At 60.3% G+C, this 17,336-nt stretch carries 20 protein-coding genes; 1 reads left to right on the top strand and 19 read right to left on the bottom strand.

What is annotated here, in order from left to right:
• Window position 1: 1 nt before the first annotated feature.
• The 17 genes from ACMYSO_RS12475 to ACMYSO_RS12395 form a co-directional block, all read right to left on the bottom strand.
• Window positions 2-1,231: a beta-ketoacyl-ACP synthase gene (locus ACMYSO_RS12475; RefSeq protein WP_123757253.1), complete on the bottom strand. Its 1,230-nt coding sequence runs from the start codon at window positions 1,229-1,231 to the stop codon at window positions 2-4.
• Window positions 1,228-1,959: a 3-ketoacyl-ACP reductase FabG2 gene (locus ACMYSO_RS12470; protein ID WP_434670685.1), complete on the bottom strand. Its 732-nt coding sequence runs from the start codon at window positions 1,957-1,959 to the stop codon at window positions 1,228-1,230. Before ACMYSO_RS12470 ends, ACMYSO_RS12475 begins: the two co-directional genes overlap by 4 nt.
• Window positions 1,956-2,432: an ApeP family dehydratase gene (locus ACMYSO_RS12465; RefSeq protein WP_434670683.1), complete on the bottom strand. Its 477-nt coding sequence runs from the start codon at window positions 2,430-2,432 to the stop codon at window positions 1,956-1,958. Before ACMYSO_RS12465 ends, ACMYSO_RS12470 begins: the two co-directional genes overlap by 4 nt.
• Entirely contained in the window at window positions 2,429-3,598 is a 1,170-nt protein-coding gene (locus ACMYSO_RS12460; RefSeq protein WP_434670682.1) for a beta-ketoacyl-[acyl-carrier-protein] synthase family protein, read from the bottom strand. The genes ACMYSO_RS12465 and ACMYSO_RS12460 overlap by 4 nt, the downstream gene beginning before the upstream one ends.
• Before the next feature lies 1 nt (window position 3,599).
• Entirely contained in the window at window positions 3,600-4,184 is a 585-nt protein-coding gene (locus ACMYSO_RS12455; RefSeq protein WP_434670680.1) for a DUF3261 domain-containing protein, read from the bottom strand.
• Window positions 4,181-6,505, bottom strand: a complete 2,325-nt coding sequence (locus tag ACMYSO_RS12450) for an MMPL family transporter (RefSeq protein WP_434670679.1) — start codon at window positions 6,503-6,505, stop codon at window positions 4,181-4,183. The genes ACMYSO_RS12455 and ACMYSO_RS12450 overlap by 4 nt, the downstream gene beginning before the upstream one ends.
• Window positions 6,474-7,079 carry a LolA family protein gene (locus ACMYSO_RS12445; RefSeq protein ID WP_434670678.1) on the bottom strand — a complete coding sequence of 202 codons (606 nt, stop codon included), beginning with the start codon at window positions 7,077-7,079 and terminating at the stop codon, window positions 6,474-6,476. The genes ACMYSO_RS12450 and ACMYSO_RS12445 overlap by 32 nt, the downstream gene beginning before the upstream one ends.
• On the bottom strand, window positions 7,076-7,498 hold the full coding sequence (locus ACMYSO_RS12440) for an acyl-CoA thioesterase (RefSeq protein WP_123757260.1): 423 nt from the start codon (window positions 7,496-7,498) through the stop codon (window positions 7,076-7,078). The genes ACMYSO_RS12445 and ACMYSO_RS12440 overlap by 4 nt, the downstream gene beginning before the upstream one ends.
• Window positions 7,499-7,501: 3 nt before the next feature.
• Entirely contained in the window at window positions 7,502-9,193 is a 1,692-nt protein-coding gene (locus tag ACMYSO_RS12435; protein ID WP_434670677.1) for a glycosyltransferase family 2 protein, read from the bottom strand.
• A complete protein-coding gene (locus ACMYSO_RS12430) occupies window positions 9,184-9,537 on the bottom strand; it encodes an ApeI family dehydratase (protein WP_434670675.1) in 354 nt (117 codons plus the stop codon). The genes ACMYSO_RS12435 and ACMYSO_RS12430 overlap by 10 nt, the downstream gene beginning before the upstream one ends.
• Complete coding sequence (locus tag ACMYSO_RS12425; protein ID WP_434670674.1) at window positions 9,524-10,882, bottom strand: AMP-binding protein; 1,359 nt, start codon at window positions 10,880-10,882, stop codon at window positions 9,524-9,526. Before ACMYSO_RS12425 ends, ACMYSO_RS12430 begins: the two co-directional genes overlap by 14 nt.
• Window positions 10,879-11,460, bottom strand: a complete 582-nt coding sequence (locus ACMYSO_RS12420) for a hypothetical protein (protein ID WP_434670673.1) — start codon at window positions 11,458-11,460, stop codon at window positions 10,879-10,881. Before ACMYSO_RS12420 ends, ACMYSO_RS12425 begins: the two co-directional genes overlap by 4 nt.
• A 5-nt stretch (window positions 11,461-11,465) precedes the next feature.
• Window positions 11,466-11,717, bottom strand: coding sequence for an acyl carrier protein (locus ACMYSO_RS12415; protein WP_434582666.1), 252 nt, complete (start codon window positions 11,715-11,717; stop codon window positions 11,466-11,468).
• A 10-nt stretch (window positions 11,718-11,727) separates the two neighbouring features.
• Entirely contained in the window at window positions 11,728-11,985 is a 258-nt protein-coding gene (locus ACMYSO_RS12410) for a phosphopantetheine-binding protein (RefSeq protein WP_123757266.1), read from the bottom strand.
• A complete protein-coding gene (locus tag ACMYSO_RS12405) occupies window positions 11,966-12,769 on the bottom strand; it encodes a lysophospholipid acyltransferase family protein (RefSeq protein ID WP_434670796.1) in 804 nt (267 codons plus the stop codon). Before ACMYSO_RS12405 ends, ACMYSO_RS12410 begins: the two co-directional genes overlap by 20 nt.
• Window positions 12,770-12,777: 8 nt before the next feature.
• Window positions 12,778-13,500: a beta-ketoacyl synthase chain length factor gene (locus ACMYSO_RS12400; RefSeq protein WP_434670671.1), complete on the bottom strand. Its 723-nt coding sequence runs from the start codon at window positions 13,498-13,500 to the stop codon at window positions 12,778-12,780.
• 481 nt (window positions 13,501-13,981) lie between these two features.
• Window positions 13,982-14,371 (bottom strand): LptM family lipoprotein, encoded by a 390-nt coding sequence (locus tag ACMYSO_RS12395; RefSeq protein WP_434670670.1) that lies wholly within the window; start codon window positions 14,369-14,371, stop codon window positions 13,982-13,984.
• 415 nt (window positions 14,372-14,786) lie between these two features.
• Here ACMYSO_RS12395 and ACMYSO_RS12390 point away from each other — a divergent pair, with 415 nt between their 5' ends.
• A complete protein-coding gene (locus ACMYSO_RS12390) occupies window positions 14,787-16,007 on the top strand; it encodes an MFS transporter (RefSeq protein WP_434670668.1) in 1,221 nt (406 codons plus the stop codon).
• Here the strand turns inward: ACMYSO_RS12390 and ACMYSO_RS12385 are convergent, their stop codons facing one another.
• Together ACMYSO_RS12385 and ACMYSO_RS12380 are read right to left on the bottom strand one after the other, a co-directional pair.
• Entirely contained in the window at window positions 16,008-16,565 is a 558-nt protein-coding gene (locus tag ACMYSO_RS12385; RefSeq protein ID WP_123757270.1) for a DcrB family lipoprotein, read from the bottom strand.
• 73 nt (window positions 16,566-16,638) lie between these two features.
• On the bottom strand, window positions 16,639-17,304 hold the full coding sequence (locus tag ACMYSO_RS12380; protein WP_434582672.1) for a 7-cyano-7-deazaguanine/7-aminomethyl-7-deazaguanine transporter: 666 nt from the start codon (window positions 17,302-17,304) through the stop codon (window positions 16,639-16,641).
• Window positions 17,305-17,336 lie beyond the last annotated feature (32 nt).

The raw sequence follows: 17,336 nt of genomic DNA, 5'->3' as shown, positions 1-17,336 counted from the left end.
ATCAGGGCCAGCGCTTAATGATGATGGAGGTATTGATCCCGCCAAAGGCGAAGTTATTGCTCTGCAGGAACTCGCAGTCCAGCGGACGGGCTTCTCCCATGATGTAATCCAGCTCACCGCACTGCGGATCCGGCTGGCGCAGGTTGAGCGTCGGGGCAAACCAGCCTTCGCGCATCATTTGCAGGCTCATCCATGCCTCCAGCGCCCCGCAGGCCCCGAGGGTATGACCAAAATAGCTTTTCAGCGACGAGATCGGCACGTTGTTGCCGAACACCGCGGCGCTGGCCTGGCTTTCGGCGATATCGCCGCGATCGGTTGCCGTGCCGTGCGCGGAGACGTAGCCGATATCCCGGGCGTCTAAACCGGCCATCCTGAGCGATTGCTCCATGCAGATTTGCATGGTCTCCTGCTGTGGCTGGGTAATATGCGCGGCATCGCAGTTGGTGGCGAAGCCGACGATTTCGCCGTAAATGGTTGCTCCCCGGGCTTTGGCATGCTCGAGCTCTTCGAGAATCAGCGTGCCGGCCCCTTCGCCAATCACCAGCCCGTCGCGTTGTTCATCGAACGGCGACGGCGTGGTGGCCGGGGCGTCGTTGCGTTGGCTGGTGGCGAACAGAGTATCGAAGATCGCGGCTTCAGACGGGCACAGCTCTTCCGCGCCGCCGGCGACCATCACCGTCTGATAGCCGTGGCGAATCGCTTCCCAGGCGTAGCCAATTGCCTGGCTGCCGGAGGTGCAGGCGCTGGAGGTCGGGATCACCCTGCCGCGCAGGCCGAAGAACAGGCCGGTGTTGACCGCGGTGGTGTGCGGCATCATCTGTACGTAGGTGGTGCCGGTGATGTTATTGGTGTGCTTTTCCGTCAGCATGGTGGCGAACTCGCTGACCGGGCCGGTGCTGCCGGTGGAGGAACCGTAGGCAATGCCGGTTTCACCGTTGGTGAGCACCGCATCGCCAATCAGCCCGGCCTGCTCCAGCGCCAGTTCGCTAGCGCGGGTGGACATCAACGACACGCGGCCCATGGCGCGGATCCGCTTGCGGGTATAGTGCTCCGGCAGACTGAAATCATCGATTGGCGCCCCGAGCAGGGTATGCAGGCCGTCATAGATTTTCCACTCCGGCATGGCGCGCACGGCGTTCTTGTAAGCGCGCAGCCGGGCAGACACCGCCTGCCAGCTTTCGCCAAAGGCGGTTACGCCTCCCATACCGGTAATCACGACGCGGCGAGTCATAGCATGCCTCCGTTGATGGAAATCACCTGGCGGGTAACATAGCCCGCAATATCCGACATTAAATAGCTGGCGAGTCCGGCCACTTCTGCGGCCTGGCCCATACGTTTCATGGGGATGATCGACATCGCCTCTTTGAGGGCGGCCTCTTCCATGGCGATCATGCCGGTGTCAATCAGGCCTGGGGCAATGCAGTTGACGGTAATTTTGCGTTTTGCCAGCTCAATGGCCAGCGCTTTGGTGGCGCCGATAATGCCCGCTTTGGCGGCGCTGTAGTTTACCTGACCGCGGTTGCCCATCACCCCGGATACTGATGACAGCGTGATGATCCGCCCACCCTGACGGGCGCCAATCATCGGCATAATGCAGGGCTGAATGACGTTATAAAAGCTGTCGAGATTGGTGTGGATCACCGCATCCCAGTCGTTGTCGCTCAGCGCGGGGAAGGCACCGTCGCGGGTGATACCGGCGTTGCTCACCACGCCATACCACGGGCCGTGAGCGGCGATATCCTGCTCCAGCACCTCGCGGCACTGCTCGCGCTCGGCGACATCAAAGCTCAACAGTCGGCCTTTGCCGCCGGCGGCGAGGATCGTCTCCAGCGTCTCCTGCGCCCCCTGGGCATCGCGGTGGTAATGGACGCCGACGACAAAGCCGTCAGCCGCCAGCTGGCAGGCGATAGCGCGGCCGATACCCTTGCTGGCACCGGTCACTAATACGGAACGGCTCATGGTTTCTCTCCCTGATTAAACAGCGTCGTTAACTCGTCTGGGGTGGGCTGGAAGGTGTTGACGCGGCCCGTCGCCAGGGTGTTATCCCCGCTAGCGATAATGCAGTCGAAACTGCCAAAACGGTCATCCTGCATTAATAGCGTGACGGCGATCGTCAGCGTGTGTCCAGCGGGAAAAATACCGGCGGCGCAGACCAGCTCCCGGGCACCGAGCACCATTCCGAGGGCGATGCTCTCCTGCTGGTGTTGATGGCGATGCCAGCCCGACCAGACGCCGACGGTCTGTGCCATCAGCTCCAGCGCAAACCAGCCGGGCAGGTTGCCGTCGCTATCGAGAAACGGTGCCAGCACGCCTGAGGTGTTAACCCCGACGCGGCAGGTGGCGGTCTCTTCGGTCACTTCCAGCACCTCTTCGAGCAGCAGCATTGGCGCGTCATGGGGCAGATAGTTGCCGGGGGGCAGATAGTGGCTCATGAACATCTCCCGAGCAGAATGCTGGCGTTATTGCCGCCAAAGGCAAATGAGTTGGAGAGGATCACCGGGCGTTCAAGGCGCTGCGCGGTGGTAATCAGACCACAGTCTGCCAGCGCCGGGTCGCGCGGCGACAGCGTGAAGTCCTGGGGTGGTAACGGCAGGTCACGCTGCAAAATCAGCATGGCGATTGCCGCTTCGGTAATCCCGGCGGCGCCGAGGGTGTGCCCGGTAAGGTGTTTGGTAGAGCTGCACGGTACGTGATCCCCGAACAGCGCCTGGACGACCTGCGACTCCACCCGATCGTTTAGCGGAGTCGCGGTGCCGTGCAGGTTGATATAGCCCACGTCATCCGCACTGATACCGGCATCATTGAGGGCCATGGCAATCGCACGGATCGCCCCCTCGCCCTGTGGATGCGGGGCCGAAATATGGTAAGCGTCGCTTGACTCGCCGACCCCCAGTAGCGCGATGGACTGCGGCTCGCGGGTGAGCAGCATCAACGCCGCCCCTTCACCAATGGTGATCCCGCTGCGGTCGCGGGCGAAGGGCTGGCACCGCGTGGGGGAGAGCGACTCGAGGCTGTGAAAACCATTCACCGGCATTCTGCTCAGGGTATCGGCGCCGCCGACGATAGCAACGTCGGCGAGCCCGGCGTCAATCAGCCGGCGTCCGCTGATAATAGCCCTGGCGCTGGAAGAACAGGCGGTAGAGAGGGTAAATGCCGGGCCGTCTAACGCCAGCCAGTGGCTCAGGAAGCGCGAAGGATCGCCCAGCTCCTGCTGTGGGTATTGCCAGTCGGTGCTGGCGTGGCCGTTGAGGGTGCGATCAACGTGAATATCCCCCTCGTCGAGCCCGGAGGTACTGGTCCCGAGCACCACCGCCACTCTGTCGTGGCCGAAACGCGTGATGGCTTCGTCAACCTGGGGACGAATCTGCGCCAGTGCCGCCAGCAGCAGCTGGTTGTTGCGCGAGCGATGGGCGGCAAAGCGGTCGGGGATCGTTGGCAGGGTGGCATCAACGCCGCCGAGCACGGCCTCGGGGACTCCCCGTAGCCAGCCGGCGCGCGGTTGCATCCCCGGCGCCACGCCACACGTCAGGTTGGCGGCGATCTCATTGGTATCGTTGCCGAGCGCATTGATCATGCCAACTGCAGAAATATAGATCATCTCAGTCACCCAGATATTGAATGGTGATGTGGTATTTGAAAGCCAGCTGCTCGATGCTGATGGGCATGCGTTTCCCCTGGCGGTTCAGATAGACGATAGCCGTGACCAGCTTGCCCTGCGCATTGCGTAGTTCCCGGCGATCGCCGCTGTCGGCCAGGGTCCAGCCGGCCGGCAGCTGTTTCTGCCAGACGGCGATCGGCCAGTGGCTGAGCATGACATCCGCCAGCACCTGGCTGGCGGGCGGCAGCTGCGGCACCACGATGGATTGTTCAGCGCGCAGCCCGCGTTGATCGTAGGTGACGAGAAACAGACGGATCCCCACTGACGAGAGGCCGGCGAGGGTGATTTTTTGGTCGTCGGCATTGAGCATCACCAGCAGTGACTGGGTCTGGCCGTGAAAACGCCCGGTCAGCAGCTGCTGCGCGCTCAGCGGCGGTGCGATCCCCGGCGGCGGCAAGGTGACGCGGGTCCCCGGCTCCAGCCAGGCCTGGGGGCGGCCGTCCTGCGGTTTTTGTGAGTGGCTGCACCCGGCAAGGATCAGGGTGGCAACCAGCGCGGCGGCGCGCCACAGTCTGTGGGTGATCATCGTATTTTTTTCTCTTTTTTACCGGGCATCGCCATCGGTGACAGCAGGAAGGCGGTGAAAATACCGCTGACCAGCACAATGCCAAAACTGCTGATGGCCTGAGTGGCGCTGAAGACCAGCATGCCCAGGGTCAGCAAGGTGGTCATCATGGCCAGAATAATCGCCAGCAGCGACGTCAGCGGCGTACCGCGAGGGTTACTGAAAAACAGGGTGTAGTTGATGCCAATCCCTAACACCAGCACCAGCGCCAGCAGTGAAAACAGATTCACAGAATGGCCGCTCAGGCTGAGCGCCGCCAGCCCGCAGCCTAACGACAGCACCGACGGCACGAGGCTTTTCAACCCGCTACGCCAGCCGAGGCGCAGCATCGCGCCGCAGGCGATCACCGCCAGCGCCACCGCCAGTAGCCCCGTCAGAATATGGCGATAAAGGGCGAACAGGCCGTCAAAGGTGCTTTTTCGGTCAACCCACGCCACGCCGGGTTGTTGTTCGCTCAGCGCCTGCAATGCCGCGCTATCTTTTACGCCGTCAACCGGGATCAGCACGCCGCTTTCCCCGCCTTTCAGGGTCAGCCACAGCAGGCGCCAGCCTTCACTGGCCGGGCTGGCAAGCCACTCCTCAACCGTGACCGGTATGGCGTTAAGATCGACATTAACCGTCTGCACGCCGGCCTGCTGCAGCGCCTGGCTGACCGCCGGGACTGCGGCCTTTAGCAGCCCCAGGTCCTGGCGCTGGCGGGCCAGCGAATTAAGCGGCAGCGGGCGATACCCGGCGATCGTTCCCTGTTTTTTGGCCTGTTCTAGCTCCGGGACAAAGGTCTCCAGCCGTTCCAGGGTTTGCTGCGGGGTCGCCCCGTAGACAACGAACCATTTCTGGTCGACGCTCTGGCCGGTTAAGGCCACGATGGCCTTTTCCTGGGCCAGGATCTGCGGCGGCAGCGCCTGCAGCTGCGAGATATCGTCATCAATACGCAGCGTGGCGATCCCGGCCAGTGATACCAGCGCCAGCGCCAGCGGCAGGCCGAGGTACAGTTTTTTACTGCGCCGCCATGCCGCCAGCCAGCGCAGCATCGGCACCATTGCCGGAACCGGGCGAACCGGCAACCCGCGGGACAGCAGCGGGTGCCAGAAAATCACCGTCAGGCAGGAGGCGCTCAGCCCGACGGCGGCAAACACCGACATCTGGCGAATACCGGGGAACGGGGCGAGCATCATAATAAGATAGGCCACCACCGCGGTCAGCAGGGCCAGCAGCAGCGCGCTGCGTACTTTGGCCAGGCTTTGCCACGGCGTGCTCTCGTGGCCGTGGACCATCCGTTCCGTCAGATAGTAGAGCGTATAGTCGGCGGAGATGCCGATAATGCTCATGCTCATCACCAGTGTCATCAGATGCAGCTCACCGAACAGCATCAGCGTGGCGACGGTGCCCGCCAGCCCGCCAATACCTACGGAAATCAGACACAGCACCAGTGGCCGCAGCGAGCGGAAGGTCACGATGATTAGCAGCATCACGCCGAGTATCGTGGCGATGCCGAGCGTGGAAATATCCTGCTTCGCCTGCTGGCTGGCGTAGTCGCTGTAAAAGACCGTACCGCGCGACAGCAACTGCGCCTGCGGGTAGCGCGCTTTGAAGGTCTGCTCCAGCCCGGAAAGGGTGGTCACCAGGCGGTGCGTCTGCTGCATATCGAAAGAGGAACCGGCCAGTTCGCCGTGGATCAGATACCAGTGATTGCCCTGAGCATCCTGGGTGACCAGCCAGCCCTCTTTCAGCTGCAGGCGCTGGCCGCTTTTTGCCATCGCCAACTGCGAGCCGCGCATCAGCATCAGCGGATCGCTGTGCAGCTCTTTGCCGCTGACGCCGGAGAAGGCGGAATAGAGCTGGGAGAGCACCCACTGCGCCTGCGCGCCGCCGCCGTTTTGCAGACGGGCGCGGGTCTCGGAGTCGATCATCCCGTTGCGGTGCTGCCAGAAGAAGCTGCCCCAGGCCTGCTGGCTGGCGGCATCCATCGGGCCTTTGACCTCCGCCAGCGCATGGGACTGTTGCAGCAGGCTGAGCCACGCTTGCGCTACCTGCGGGTCGGCCTGCTTGCCAGAGCTCACCAGCCAGACCAGCTGCCGGTCAAGGCGCTGGGTAAAGCCTTCGTTGAGCGCCGGCGGAATGGCGCCGAGGGTCTGTTTCGGCAGCATGGCCAGCACGCTGCTGTTGATACGCGACTGCGGCAGCAGCGTCAACAATACGCCCAGCATCAGCAGGCAGACCAGTCCCCACAGCAGCGCAATGCTTCGACGGTTACGGTGCGGTAAATCGTTGTCGTTCGTCATCGGTCAGGTGCGCGGGAGTCAGTTGATGTTGCGATAGCGTGATGTCGGTGCGATCGCCCTGTTTATCATTGAGCTGGATGTGGTCGAGATAGGTCTGCCCGGCCAGATCGATGGTGGCGAAGATCTTATCCAGCGGGGTGGTGAGCGGCGTCAGGCTCAGGGTCCAGCGTCCCTGGCCCTTATCGCTAAATTCGACGCGGAAATTCTGCTCCAGCACGCGGCGGTCGGCCTGGAACAGGGCGCGCAGCAGGTGGTTGAACTGGAACATCTGCGGGTTGTTTTCGGCGGTGATGGTTTGCGGCGGCTGGCCGTTGATCACCTGGACCATCCGTTTATCATCCAGCAGCAGCTGCATCGGGAACGGCGCGGTTTGATCCCACAACAGGCCGGTGTCGCGGGCGATCAACATCGTGCCCTGGGATCGCAGCGGCTGCGGCAGATCCTTAATAGTGCGGGTTTGATCGAAGTGGGCGCGGATCACCGGCTGTTCGGTAAAGCGCTGCTGAAGATCGTCCAGCGTCAGGGCGCTGACCAGCGGGCTGAGCAGCAGCGCCAGCAGAGGCCACCATCTCATGGTTTCACCCCCATGCGCTCAAACAGAATATCCGGGCTGACAAAGCTCATCTCACGGCTCTGCTCATGGACCGCCACCTGAATGGTGTAGCCTGTGGTGGTGCGTTTCCCGCTGTCGGCGGCGAAAATCTCATAGCCGATGCGCAGCCGGTTTTCGTACTCTTCGAGCCGGGCGCGCACGCGGATACGCTGTTCAAAGGTCAGCACATCGCGGTACTTCACGCGGGTGTCCACCACCGGCCAGACGTAGCCGGATTCTTTCATCTGACGGTAACCGTAATTAAACTGGTTGAGCAGCGCCTCGCGGGCAATCTCAAAGTAGCGAAAGTAGTTGCCGTGCCACACCACACCCATCATATCGACGTCGTGAAACGGGATGGTCAGCTCTACTTCGGTAGTAAAACGGGGATCGTTAAGCACCCTTTACTCCTTCTCTTTGGCATCCGGCAACTGCCAGAAGTCGAAAAAATTGAACCAGTCCAACGGTGACTGGAGCGCATAGTGTTCCAGGCGCTGCGCGTAGCGTTCGACCGTCTCCTGCAGGGCCGCCTGGCGTTCAGCCCGCGGCAGCACCAGCGGATCGGCAAAGGGTTCGCAGTGAATATGCAGCTTGCCCTGCTGGCGCAGTGCAAAAATAAGCTGTACCGGGCAACGCAGAATGGCGGCCAGAATAAACGGCCCCTGCGGGAAGGGGGCCGGCTGGCCCATAAATTCACTCCAGCAGACGCGCCATTCGCCGCCGCGCTGGGGCGTCACGGCAATGCGATCGCCGACGATAGCCACCCATTCGTTACGCTCCAGCTTCTCTTTCAGCAACATGGCGGTATCCGGGCCGATATCGTTGACCGGTATCAGGTTCACCCCGGCCTGCGGCGCCATCTCTTCCATGATCTGCTTAAAGCGGCGGGCGTTCTCGCTAAACACCAGCGCGTTAATGACCTGACCGCCCTGCAGCTGCGCCAGCGCCCGACAGGCTTCGACATCGCCGAGGTGCGAGGCCAGCAGCAGTTTGCCGGTCGGGGTGCCGTTATTGAGCGCGGCTTCGGCTCCAGGTGCGAAAACGACATCACGATCGAAGCGTAACTCCCCGCGCCAGCTGGCGATTTTATCGAGCATTGCGTCACCAAAACGCAGGAAATGGCGGTAGCTGGTGAGCTGCGCCGGCAGCGGCTGCTGGCGGGCGGCCAGCTGTGTTCGCACCCGGGCCAGCCAGTTCTGTGAGGCGCGACGGGCACGATGCGCCGTCAGCCAGTAAACGCCGACCACCGGGTAGAGCAACCATGAGAATACGTTGCGGCCCAGGAGACGCCACACCAGCAGCATCAGCCGCATTCCCCACAATCCTCTGACCTCATCCTGGCGCGCCCAGTGGGTCGCCCGGCGGCGGCGCAGCAGGGAAGGGATGCGCGGCAGCATGCCAAGGAACAGGCGGGTGTGCATCCACGAGATGCGGCAGTTGTCCTTCAGGGCGTCGAAATGAGACAGCCCGTCGGTGGGATAGGTGACCCGGGTCGGGACAAAATAGCTGTCATGACCCTGCCAGTAGAGGCGCACCATGACTTCAGTATCGAAATCCATTCGCTTACCCAGCGCTACGCGCTGCGCCAGCTGCAACGTCGGGCCAATCGGGTAGACGCGAAAGCCGCACATGCTGTCTTTCAGCTGCAGCGAGAGGGTTTCAATCCACACCCAGATATGGGTTATCCAGCGGCCATACAGCCGCGAGCGAGGAATGGAGTCGTCGTAAATGGGCTGGCCGGAAATCAGCGCGGTGGGGTGCGCCTGTGCCTGCGCGAGCAGCCGGGGAATATCCTCAATAGCGTGCTGGCCGTCGGCATCCACCTGCACGGCATGGCTGAACCCGGCGTCCGCGGCGGCCTGCAGACCGCGGATCACGGCGCAACCTTTGCCAGCGTTCTCCGCCAGGCGGATCAGCATCAGGTTAGGTTCCTGCAGGGCCAGCTGCGCCAGGACCTCGCGAGTTGCCGCGTCGCTGCCATCATCGACGACGATGCAGGGCAGGGCGAAAGGCTGCAGGCGCGCAATGACCTGCGCCATCATGGCGCCGTGGTTGTAGCAGGGGATCACCACACAGGGATTGACGATTAGCGACATAGGCGGATCTTCCCGCTGCTGGCGATATGACGCGCCTCACCATCGTGGCGTTGATAGCTGAAGGCCAGGATCTGGCGCTCGGGCTGCCAGCTGAGGCTGAGGGTGACGGTGGTCTCCGGCAGCAGCGGCGCCTGAAATTTAACGTTTTGAATGCCCTGGAACCGCCAGCCCGGCGCCAGCAGGGTGGTGGCATAATGCATCACCCAGTCCAGTTGCGCGACGCCGGGCAGCAGCGGCTGGACGGCAAAATGACCGCGAAACCACGGCAGGTCCGGGTCGAGATGCAGAACAATCTCCACCTGTTGGGGTTGTGCCTGATGGCGTTCAATCTCACGGGGTTTCAAGAAACAACTCCTGTAATTGCGCATAGACACGCTTGTTCATGCTGTTGACCGGAATGTCGTCGATAACGCGCCAGTAGCGGGGGATGGCGACCGGCTCCAGCGTCGGGCGCAGGGCCCGCCGCCACGTTTTTTCAAGGGCTTTGCTGGCGTGTTGCCACGTCTGGCGGGTGTGCTCATCCAGCACCAGCAGGACGCCGATATTCTGGCGACCGCCGCGGGTCACAAGCAGCGCGACCGCGTCGCGAATGCCTTCCAGCTCCAGCAAGCGCTGTTCAATGTCGCTGAGCGAAATGCGCTTTTCTTCAATTTTCACGACCCGTCCACGGCGGCCTGCCAGCTGGAAATGACCGTTGGCGGTGAACTGCAGGTTGTCATCGAGCAACAGGCCATCTTCTTCGGCTATCAGCGGTGAAAAAACGCGAAACGCCTGGTTTTGTGGCATAAATCTGACGCCGGGTAGCGGCTGCCAGTCGCCGTCTGGCCGATCGCGAAAACGCCAGGCCAGAACGCCGGTTTCGGTGCTGCCGTAAATCTCGTCCGGCCAACGTTTAAGCCAGCCAAATGTGCGGGTGACATCCTGCCAGGCGAGCAGGCCCCCGGCGGAGATAATGAGCTCGACCGGCGGTGGCGTCAGCCGGGCATCCAGGCGTTTTAATAAGGCCGGACTGCTGATAAACGCATAACGATGCTGTGGGTTGAGGGCGCTAAGCTGTTCGGCGTAGTTCAGCGTGGTGGCGTGCAGCGGCAGGCCAAGCGCCATCGGTAAAAACAGGCGGAAGGTCAGGCCGTACAGGTGCTGGGGCGCCACCGAGGCGACAATGCGGCAGCCGGCTAGCCGTTCGCCAAAGTGCGCGGCCAGCAGGGCGGCTTCGCGGTCGAGGCACACCAGCGGCTTGATCACCCGCTTCGGTTGTCCTGTTGACCCGGAGGTGAACAGCTCCACGCAGGCGTCATCGGCGATATCGCGTAGCGCGATGGATTGTGCTGGGTCCTGCGGCGAACTGCTGATGGTCAGCGCCGGGCCGTTCCAGCCGAGAGGTTTATCGCTGAGCAGGCCATCAAACAGCGCCCGCTGTTCATTCAGCAGCGAAACCCGGCTGTGCCCCGGCATCATCGGCGTTTTGCCAGCGTGCAGGGTGGCCAGCAGCGCCACCAGAAACAGGTAGCTGTTGTCGAAGCACAGCGCCCAGCGCTGGCCCTGCTGCTGGTCCAGATAAGTTACCCAATGCGCGACATCGTGGCGCAGGTGGTCGACCGTCCAGCGTTGCTGGCCTTGCCAGGCGATGAGGGTATCGGCGGGGCGTGGGGCGCTCAGCCAGCGAGAGATGGGCAGTGGCGCGTTCATCCGGCGTCTCGCTTTATGACCCGGCGGCGTACCAGCCACTCTCCGGCCATCAGCGTCCCCATCAGCAGGTAGGCAATCATGCCATTCCAGGCGGTCCACAGCGCCATATCGCCATGCAGCGCGGTGAACAGGGCGATACTGCCGTTGGCGATAAAAAACAGGCTCCAGATCTGCGTGACCCGGCGGGTATAGCGGATAGCCGCGGCGGGAAGCTGAGGGTCCTGAATACGTGCCAGGCGTTCAACGATCGGCATCGCCGACCACAGCGAACCGCCGAAAATGGTCAGCATCACGGCGTTGACCACCACTGGGTAAAATAGCAGCAGCTGGTGCGTTTTCAACACATAGCTGGTCGCGCACAGCGTGATACCGGCCAGCGCCACGACCTGGGTGACGATGCGCAGAGGCCCGGCCTGACGCCGGGACTGCGTGAAGCGTAAAAACAGCAGCAGCGCCATCAGCGGAAGCAGCCAGTGCAGACTGTTATGCGCCAGACCCAGCCAGATTAACACGGGCCAGGCGAGCAGCAGCAGATTCGTCAGCAGCGGTATCCCCCGACGCGAAAAGGCCTCCGACATGCGGATCAGGCTTCTCGGGAGAGACGTTCTAGCGCATCAACGACATCCTGCACGGTGCGCACGGCTTTAAACTCTTCGGCCTTAATCTTCTTGCTGGTTTTCTTTTGCAGGTGGACGATCATGTCGACCGCGTCAATGCTGTCCAGCTCGAGATCTTCGTACAGGCGCGCCTGCGGCGTGATGTCCTGGGGATCGATCTCAAACAGTTTGACCAGCAGTGCCGAGACTTCTGCGTAAATATCTTGTGGTTCAGTCATGGTACGTGCCTCAGGTTCGTTGAGCGTGGATAAAAGCGGCCAGGGTAGCAACGGAGAAAAAGTGTTGGCGCATCTCGTCGCTTTCGGCAGAGAGCACGACGCCATACTGGTTTTTCACCGCCAGCCCCAGCTCCAGGGCATCAATCGAATCCAGACCGAGTCCATCACCAAAGAGTGCTGCATCGGTGTCGATGTCGTCAGGCGACAGTTCGTCCAGATTCAGCGTAGTTATTATGAGTTTTTTAATTTCAAGATAGAGCGCTTGCATCATTAATTCCTGAGCCAGGCGTAGTACCTGATTGTAACTGGAGCAAAAGATGCCGGTTGAGCTGCCTCGCCGCCAGGGACGGTTCATGCAGGTTGGCATCGTAAAACTGGCTTATATCTACCCGCTCGCGTACCTCGATGGTAAACAGCGGTTTGGTTGGCGGCGCATCGTACCATTTGCACTGCTTACCAAGCATGTGCTCGCTGCAGCGGATCGTCACGATCCGTACATCGCTGGCACAACGCACGGCAATATTGGCCGCGCCGCGTTGTAATGTCATTTTCTCGCCGGGGCGGGTACGGGTGCCCTCAGGAAAGATCAGGATGGTATCGCCCTGCTGCAGTCGCTGCAGGCAGGCGGGCAGTAGTGAATCAGCCTGGTCGTTGATCAAATAGTCCGCCGCGCGGATCACGCCGCTGACGAAAGGGTTGTTGAGTAAGGCGCTTTTCACCAGGCAGTCGGTCTCGGGCATGATCGACGCCAGCATTACATAATCAATCAGGCTGGGATGGTTGGCGACGACCAGGCACCCGCGTTCCTGACGCAGAATTGCTTCGCCCTCAATACGGTAGTCCAGCACGCCGACGGTTCGAACCACCGTTAAAAAGAGGCGGAAGCTGGCCCCGATGCTGCGTCGTGCCAGACGACGACGGCGGGTTTTATTCCTCACCACCACCAGCAGCAGGTTGAACCAGATAAGAGACAGCACTAATCCACCGAGGCCAAACAGGGCGAAACAGACGCCGGTCATGGCGCCACGCCAGACCCGGTTTACGCCCTGCATAACGCCGCTCACGCGCGACTCCAGCACCACTGCAGGCGTTCGCCCGGCAGGGTAAAGTCGGTGTGGTCTTGCAAGTAGTGCTGTAAAAACAGCAGGCTTTGCGGCAGGTCAGGCTCTTCGTCGCGCACGTCGCCTGTCGTGGCGCAGCGCCACGCGTCACCGGCCTCGATCACCAGCGCCAGCGCGTAGGGCCAGGTGGGCATGGTAGGGGCCAGTTGCGGATGGTAAAACTCCGGCAGTTGACCGTCGAAATCGACCATCAGCACCCGCTGATAGCCGGCGTTCAGCAGGCACATCACTTCGCATAACCCTTGCTGGAAGGAGTCCCGTCCGGCACAGAGCGAAGAGGAGGTAATCGGATGTTGAGCAGTGATGGTCAGATTGCCCACCGCTGAGTTGTGTACCGAAAGCGCGAAGTCGGTAGGAGAGATGTCCTGCCCCGTCGCCAGAGCGTGGAGGAGGCGATAGTTGCGCTCCAGTTCCCCGTGGCGGCTGGTGTACAGCACGGCGTCGATGTGATGACGGCGCAGCATTGCCAGTCCACACTCCACGGCGAGCTTGCTCCCCGAACTGAGTCGTCTGGCGGCCATCATCGGTAATTCACTTAATTTTGCCTGCGGCGCTGCCGGATCGATGGCGTGCGGCTGCCGTGACCATTGCTGCCACTGCGCTGTTTCGCTAAGCCCAGGGGCTCTGCCCTGCCAGTCAACTATGTTTAGTGAGAATTTCATCAACGCGCATCCGCGATAAACCGGTGATTCCAGCTACGTTTTTTGAACGCCGCTTTGTATTTTCTTCTGGCCCGCGAATACAGTATGGCTAACGTCTGAACCAACGGCGTGTTACCAGCCAGGATTTTTACCGCTCGGCTTTTTCTGCCGAACGGGTATCTGCTGCTCAGTGCAGAGTGAGGGCATACTGGCAAGCATATTCACCGCCTGGCAAATTAGGTGGTGAAGTCAGCGCGTATTTTCATTATTTTCGCATGCCAGTGCAATTTATTATGGTAATTATTCGCGGCTGATAGCGATATTCCGTTATTCCATCAACAGGCCGATGACTACTCTCTGACATTTCCGCCACAAATTGCCGCAGCAGGCAGGCGAATACATAGGAGAATGCCGAATTCACTCCCGCCATCCCTATTTTTCAGCATGAGGAAGCGTATCAGTACTTCCTCAGGAAACAATAGCGATGGCGGAGGTAAGGTAGTTAGCGAATCGCGTCAGCGGCCAGGTTGGCCTGAATATCTTTATCCAGATTATGTACCCAGCGGTTGTAGTTTTTATGGATCTTCCCGCCGGAGGCCATCAGATTGAAGCTGCTATCGTAATGAATGGCATAGCCGTTGGCGGAGTACGGAATACGGACTTCAGCAATATGGTCGCGAACCTGCTGGCGGGCTTTGATGACGCCGGGTGCCGGCTCTGTCATGATCCACTGACGCTGAACACCGGCCCGCAGAATGGCCTGCTTGACCTGGTCGGCACTGTGACCGGCGCTGACGGTGGTCTGAATTTGTTCAACCGGCGCCGTACGTGCGCAACCTGCCAGGGTACCGGCGACGGCAATAACGGCCAGCCACTGCATAAACTTTCTCATAAACACTCCTTGTTGAATTAGGGGAATACCACGCAACGGTGGCTGGTGAAAAATATCATCAGTCAAAATAAAACCCCAGATAAATAGCGATGGCGATTTCAATTTTTTCCCAACCGGCAGTTTTGATCATAAAAGCGTGCGGACCCGAGTGGCGCTCGCTTCAGGTGATGCTGAACGTGCGCTATAACCGTGCAATGGCAATTTATCTTGCTCAGAACGCTAACATTATTTTTTCCGGCAAGTTAATAATTCGCAATATTTAGCCACAGCGCCTGAGTTATTTAAATATAGACAAGGCGATACTTCCCATACGCCGCCGGTATGCTGCTGAAACGTGATTTTATGCGTAGCTGGCTGCTTTTGTGTGGGCGACGTGGTAATAGTGAAACACTGTTGTAAAAATCTGGTGAACCCAATGCCCGAACCCGTCGACGAACCGGCGCTGAATGGATTGCGCCTCAATCTGCGGATTGTTTCAGTTGTGATGTTTAATTTTGCCAGCTACCTGACGATTGGCCTGCCGTTGGCGGTACTGCCCGGCTATGTACATGATGTTATGGGGTTCAGCGCCTTCTGGGCTGGGCTGGTTATCAGTTTGCAATACTTTGCCACGCTGCTCAGTCGCCCGCATGCCGGGCGTTACGCTGACCTGCTGGGGCCAAAAAAGATTGTCGTCTTCGGGCTGTGCGGCTGTTTCCTCAGCGGCCTGAGCTATCTGCTGGCGGCGGTCGGCGGCGACTGGCCGCTGATCAGCCTGACGCTGCTGTGCCTGGGGCGCGTAATTCTCGGCATTGGGCAAAGCTTTGCTGGTACCGGTTCGACCTTGTGGGGCGTGGGCGTCGTTGGCTCGTTGCACATCGGACGGGTGATTTCGTGGAACGGTATCGTGACCTACGGGGCGATGGCAATTGGTGCACCACTTGGCGTGCTTTGTTATTCCCTCGTGGGGCTGAAAGGGCTGGCGTTGACGATTATGGCCGTGGCGCTGGTGGCGATTCTTTGCGCACTGCCAAAAGCAGCGGTCAGGGCGACCAGGGGCAAGGTCATGTCGTTTCGCGCGGTGCTCGGCCGGGTCTGGCCATATGGCATGGCGCTGGCGCTGGCGTCCGCGGGTTTTGGCGCGATCGCGACCTTTATCACGCTGTTTTACGATGCCAAAGGCTGGGATGGCGCGGCGTTCGCGCTGACGTTGTTTAGCTGTGCGTTTGTCGGCACCCGTCTGCTATTCCCCAACGGTATTCAGCGTCTGGGCGGGCTGAACGTCGCGATGCTGTGCTTCAGCGTGGAGATCGTCGGGCTGTTGCTGGTGGGGCTGGCAGAAACGTCGTTGATGGCGAAAATCGGTACCTTCCTGGCCGGCGCCGGTTTTTCGCTGGTTTTCCCGGCGCTGGGCGTGGTGGCGGTGAAAGCGGTACCGCAGCAGAATCAGGGCTCGGCGCTGGCGACCTACACGGTATTTATGGATCTTTCGCTAGGAGTGACCGGGCCGTTGGCAGGCTTGCTGATGGCGTGGGTCGGCATATCGGCGATTTATCTGGTGGCAGCAGGGCTGGTGGCGGTGGCGCTGGTGTTAGGCTGGCGGTTAAAAAAACGGCCCCCGGTGGTTGAACCGGAGGCCGCGACGCCGGGCCAGTAGTTACTGGATGGCGAGGGTATTGATGATGCTTTCCGCTTCAGTCTGCGCCTGCTGCTGGTTATCTGCTGGCAGGGTGATCTGCAGGGTCAGCAGTTTGTCGTCAATCTTGCCGAGCAGTACGGAAGACCATGCGGTCTGACCCTTGGCGGAGATGATGCTGTCCAGCTGTTGCAGGGTGTGGCCTTTGACCTCAACTGATTTATTGGTCACGACCTGCAGCTGCGGATCGCGGCTGCGCTGCTGCTCTTCCAGGCGCTGAGCCAGCACGCTTAACTCTTCATTGGTGCTGTCGCCGACAATCACAATCACCGCTTTTTGCCCGGTGACGTCAGAGTAGACGTGCATATTGTTGGACTGAGTACCCAGCTTGCCGCTCTGATCGGTCATTCCCGCCGGCAGGGAGAAACTCAGCTTGCCATCCAGCAGGCTAACGGTTTGTCCACTGGCGTTGCTCTGTGCTGCAGCCCCTTCGGTTGGCGTTTTTGAATCGCTGTTATCACAGGCCGCAAGACCTACAACCAGCAGGCCAATACCGACATATTTAACCAAATTGCGCATTGACTTCTTCCTTTCGATAAACGGCCATTAACGGCTCATCCGTGTATCTTATCACATCAACCTGTGAGTACTCTTAACCTGGCTGCAATGCCGATAAATCAGATTTATCTGCCAGTTTTTTCATCAGCATATTCAATAGCATGCCATACATCGGCAGGAAGAAGACAATGCTGATCAGCACCTTGAAGCTGTAGTCGACAATCGCAATCTCTCCCCAGTTCGCCGCCATAAAAGGGTCCGGGCTGCGCCAGAACGCGATAAAGAAAAAGGCCAGCGTATCGCTGACGTTGCCGAACAGGGTCGAGGCGGTTGGCGCCAGCCACCAGCGGCGGTTTTGACGCAGGCGATTAAAGACGTGGACATCAAGGATCTGACCCAGCGCGTAGGCCATAAAGCTGGCGGCCGCAATACGGGCGACGAACAGGTTAAAGTGGGTCAGCGCGGCGAAACCCTGCCACTCGCCCATATAGAACAGGGAGGAGACGCCGTAAGAGATCAGCAACGCCGGGATCATCACGGCCAGGATAATGCGTCGTGCCAGCGGCGCGCCGAAAATCCGCACCGTCAGATCGGTGGCGAGGAAAATAAACGGAAAGCTGAACGCGCCCCAGGTGGTATGAAAACCGAAAATGGAGATCGGGAGCTGCACCAGATAGTTGCTGGAGGTGATCACCAGCAAATGGAAAAGCGAAAGCCAGACCAGCGCTTTTGTACGCTGTACGGTAGTAAAGGGACTCATATTGTGACCTTTTTAGTGATTGGGGTGAGGGA

The organism is Klebsiella sp. B345 (assembly GCF_051131735.1).
Classification (GTDB): Bacteria; Pseudomonadota; Gammaproteobacteria; order Enterobacterales; family Enterobacteriaceae; genus Klebsiella.
Note: the sequence above shows the minus strand (reverse complement) of the source record. Positions and strands in the feature narration are given on the sequence as shown.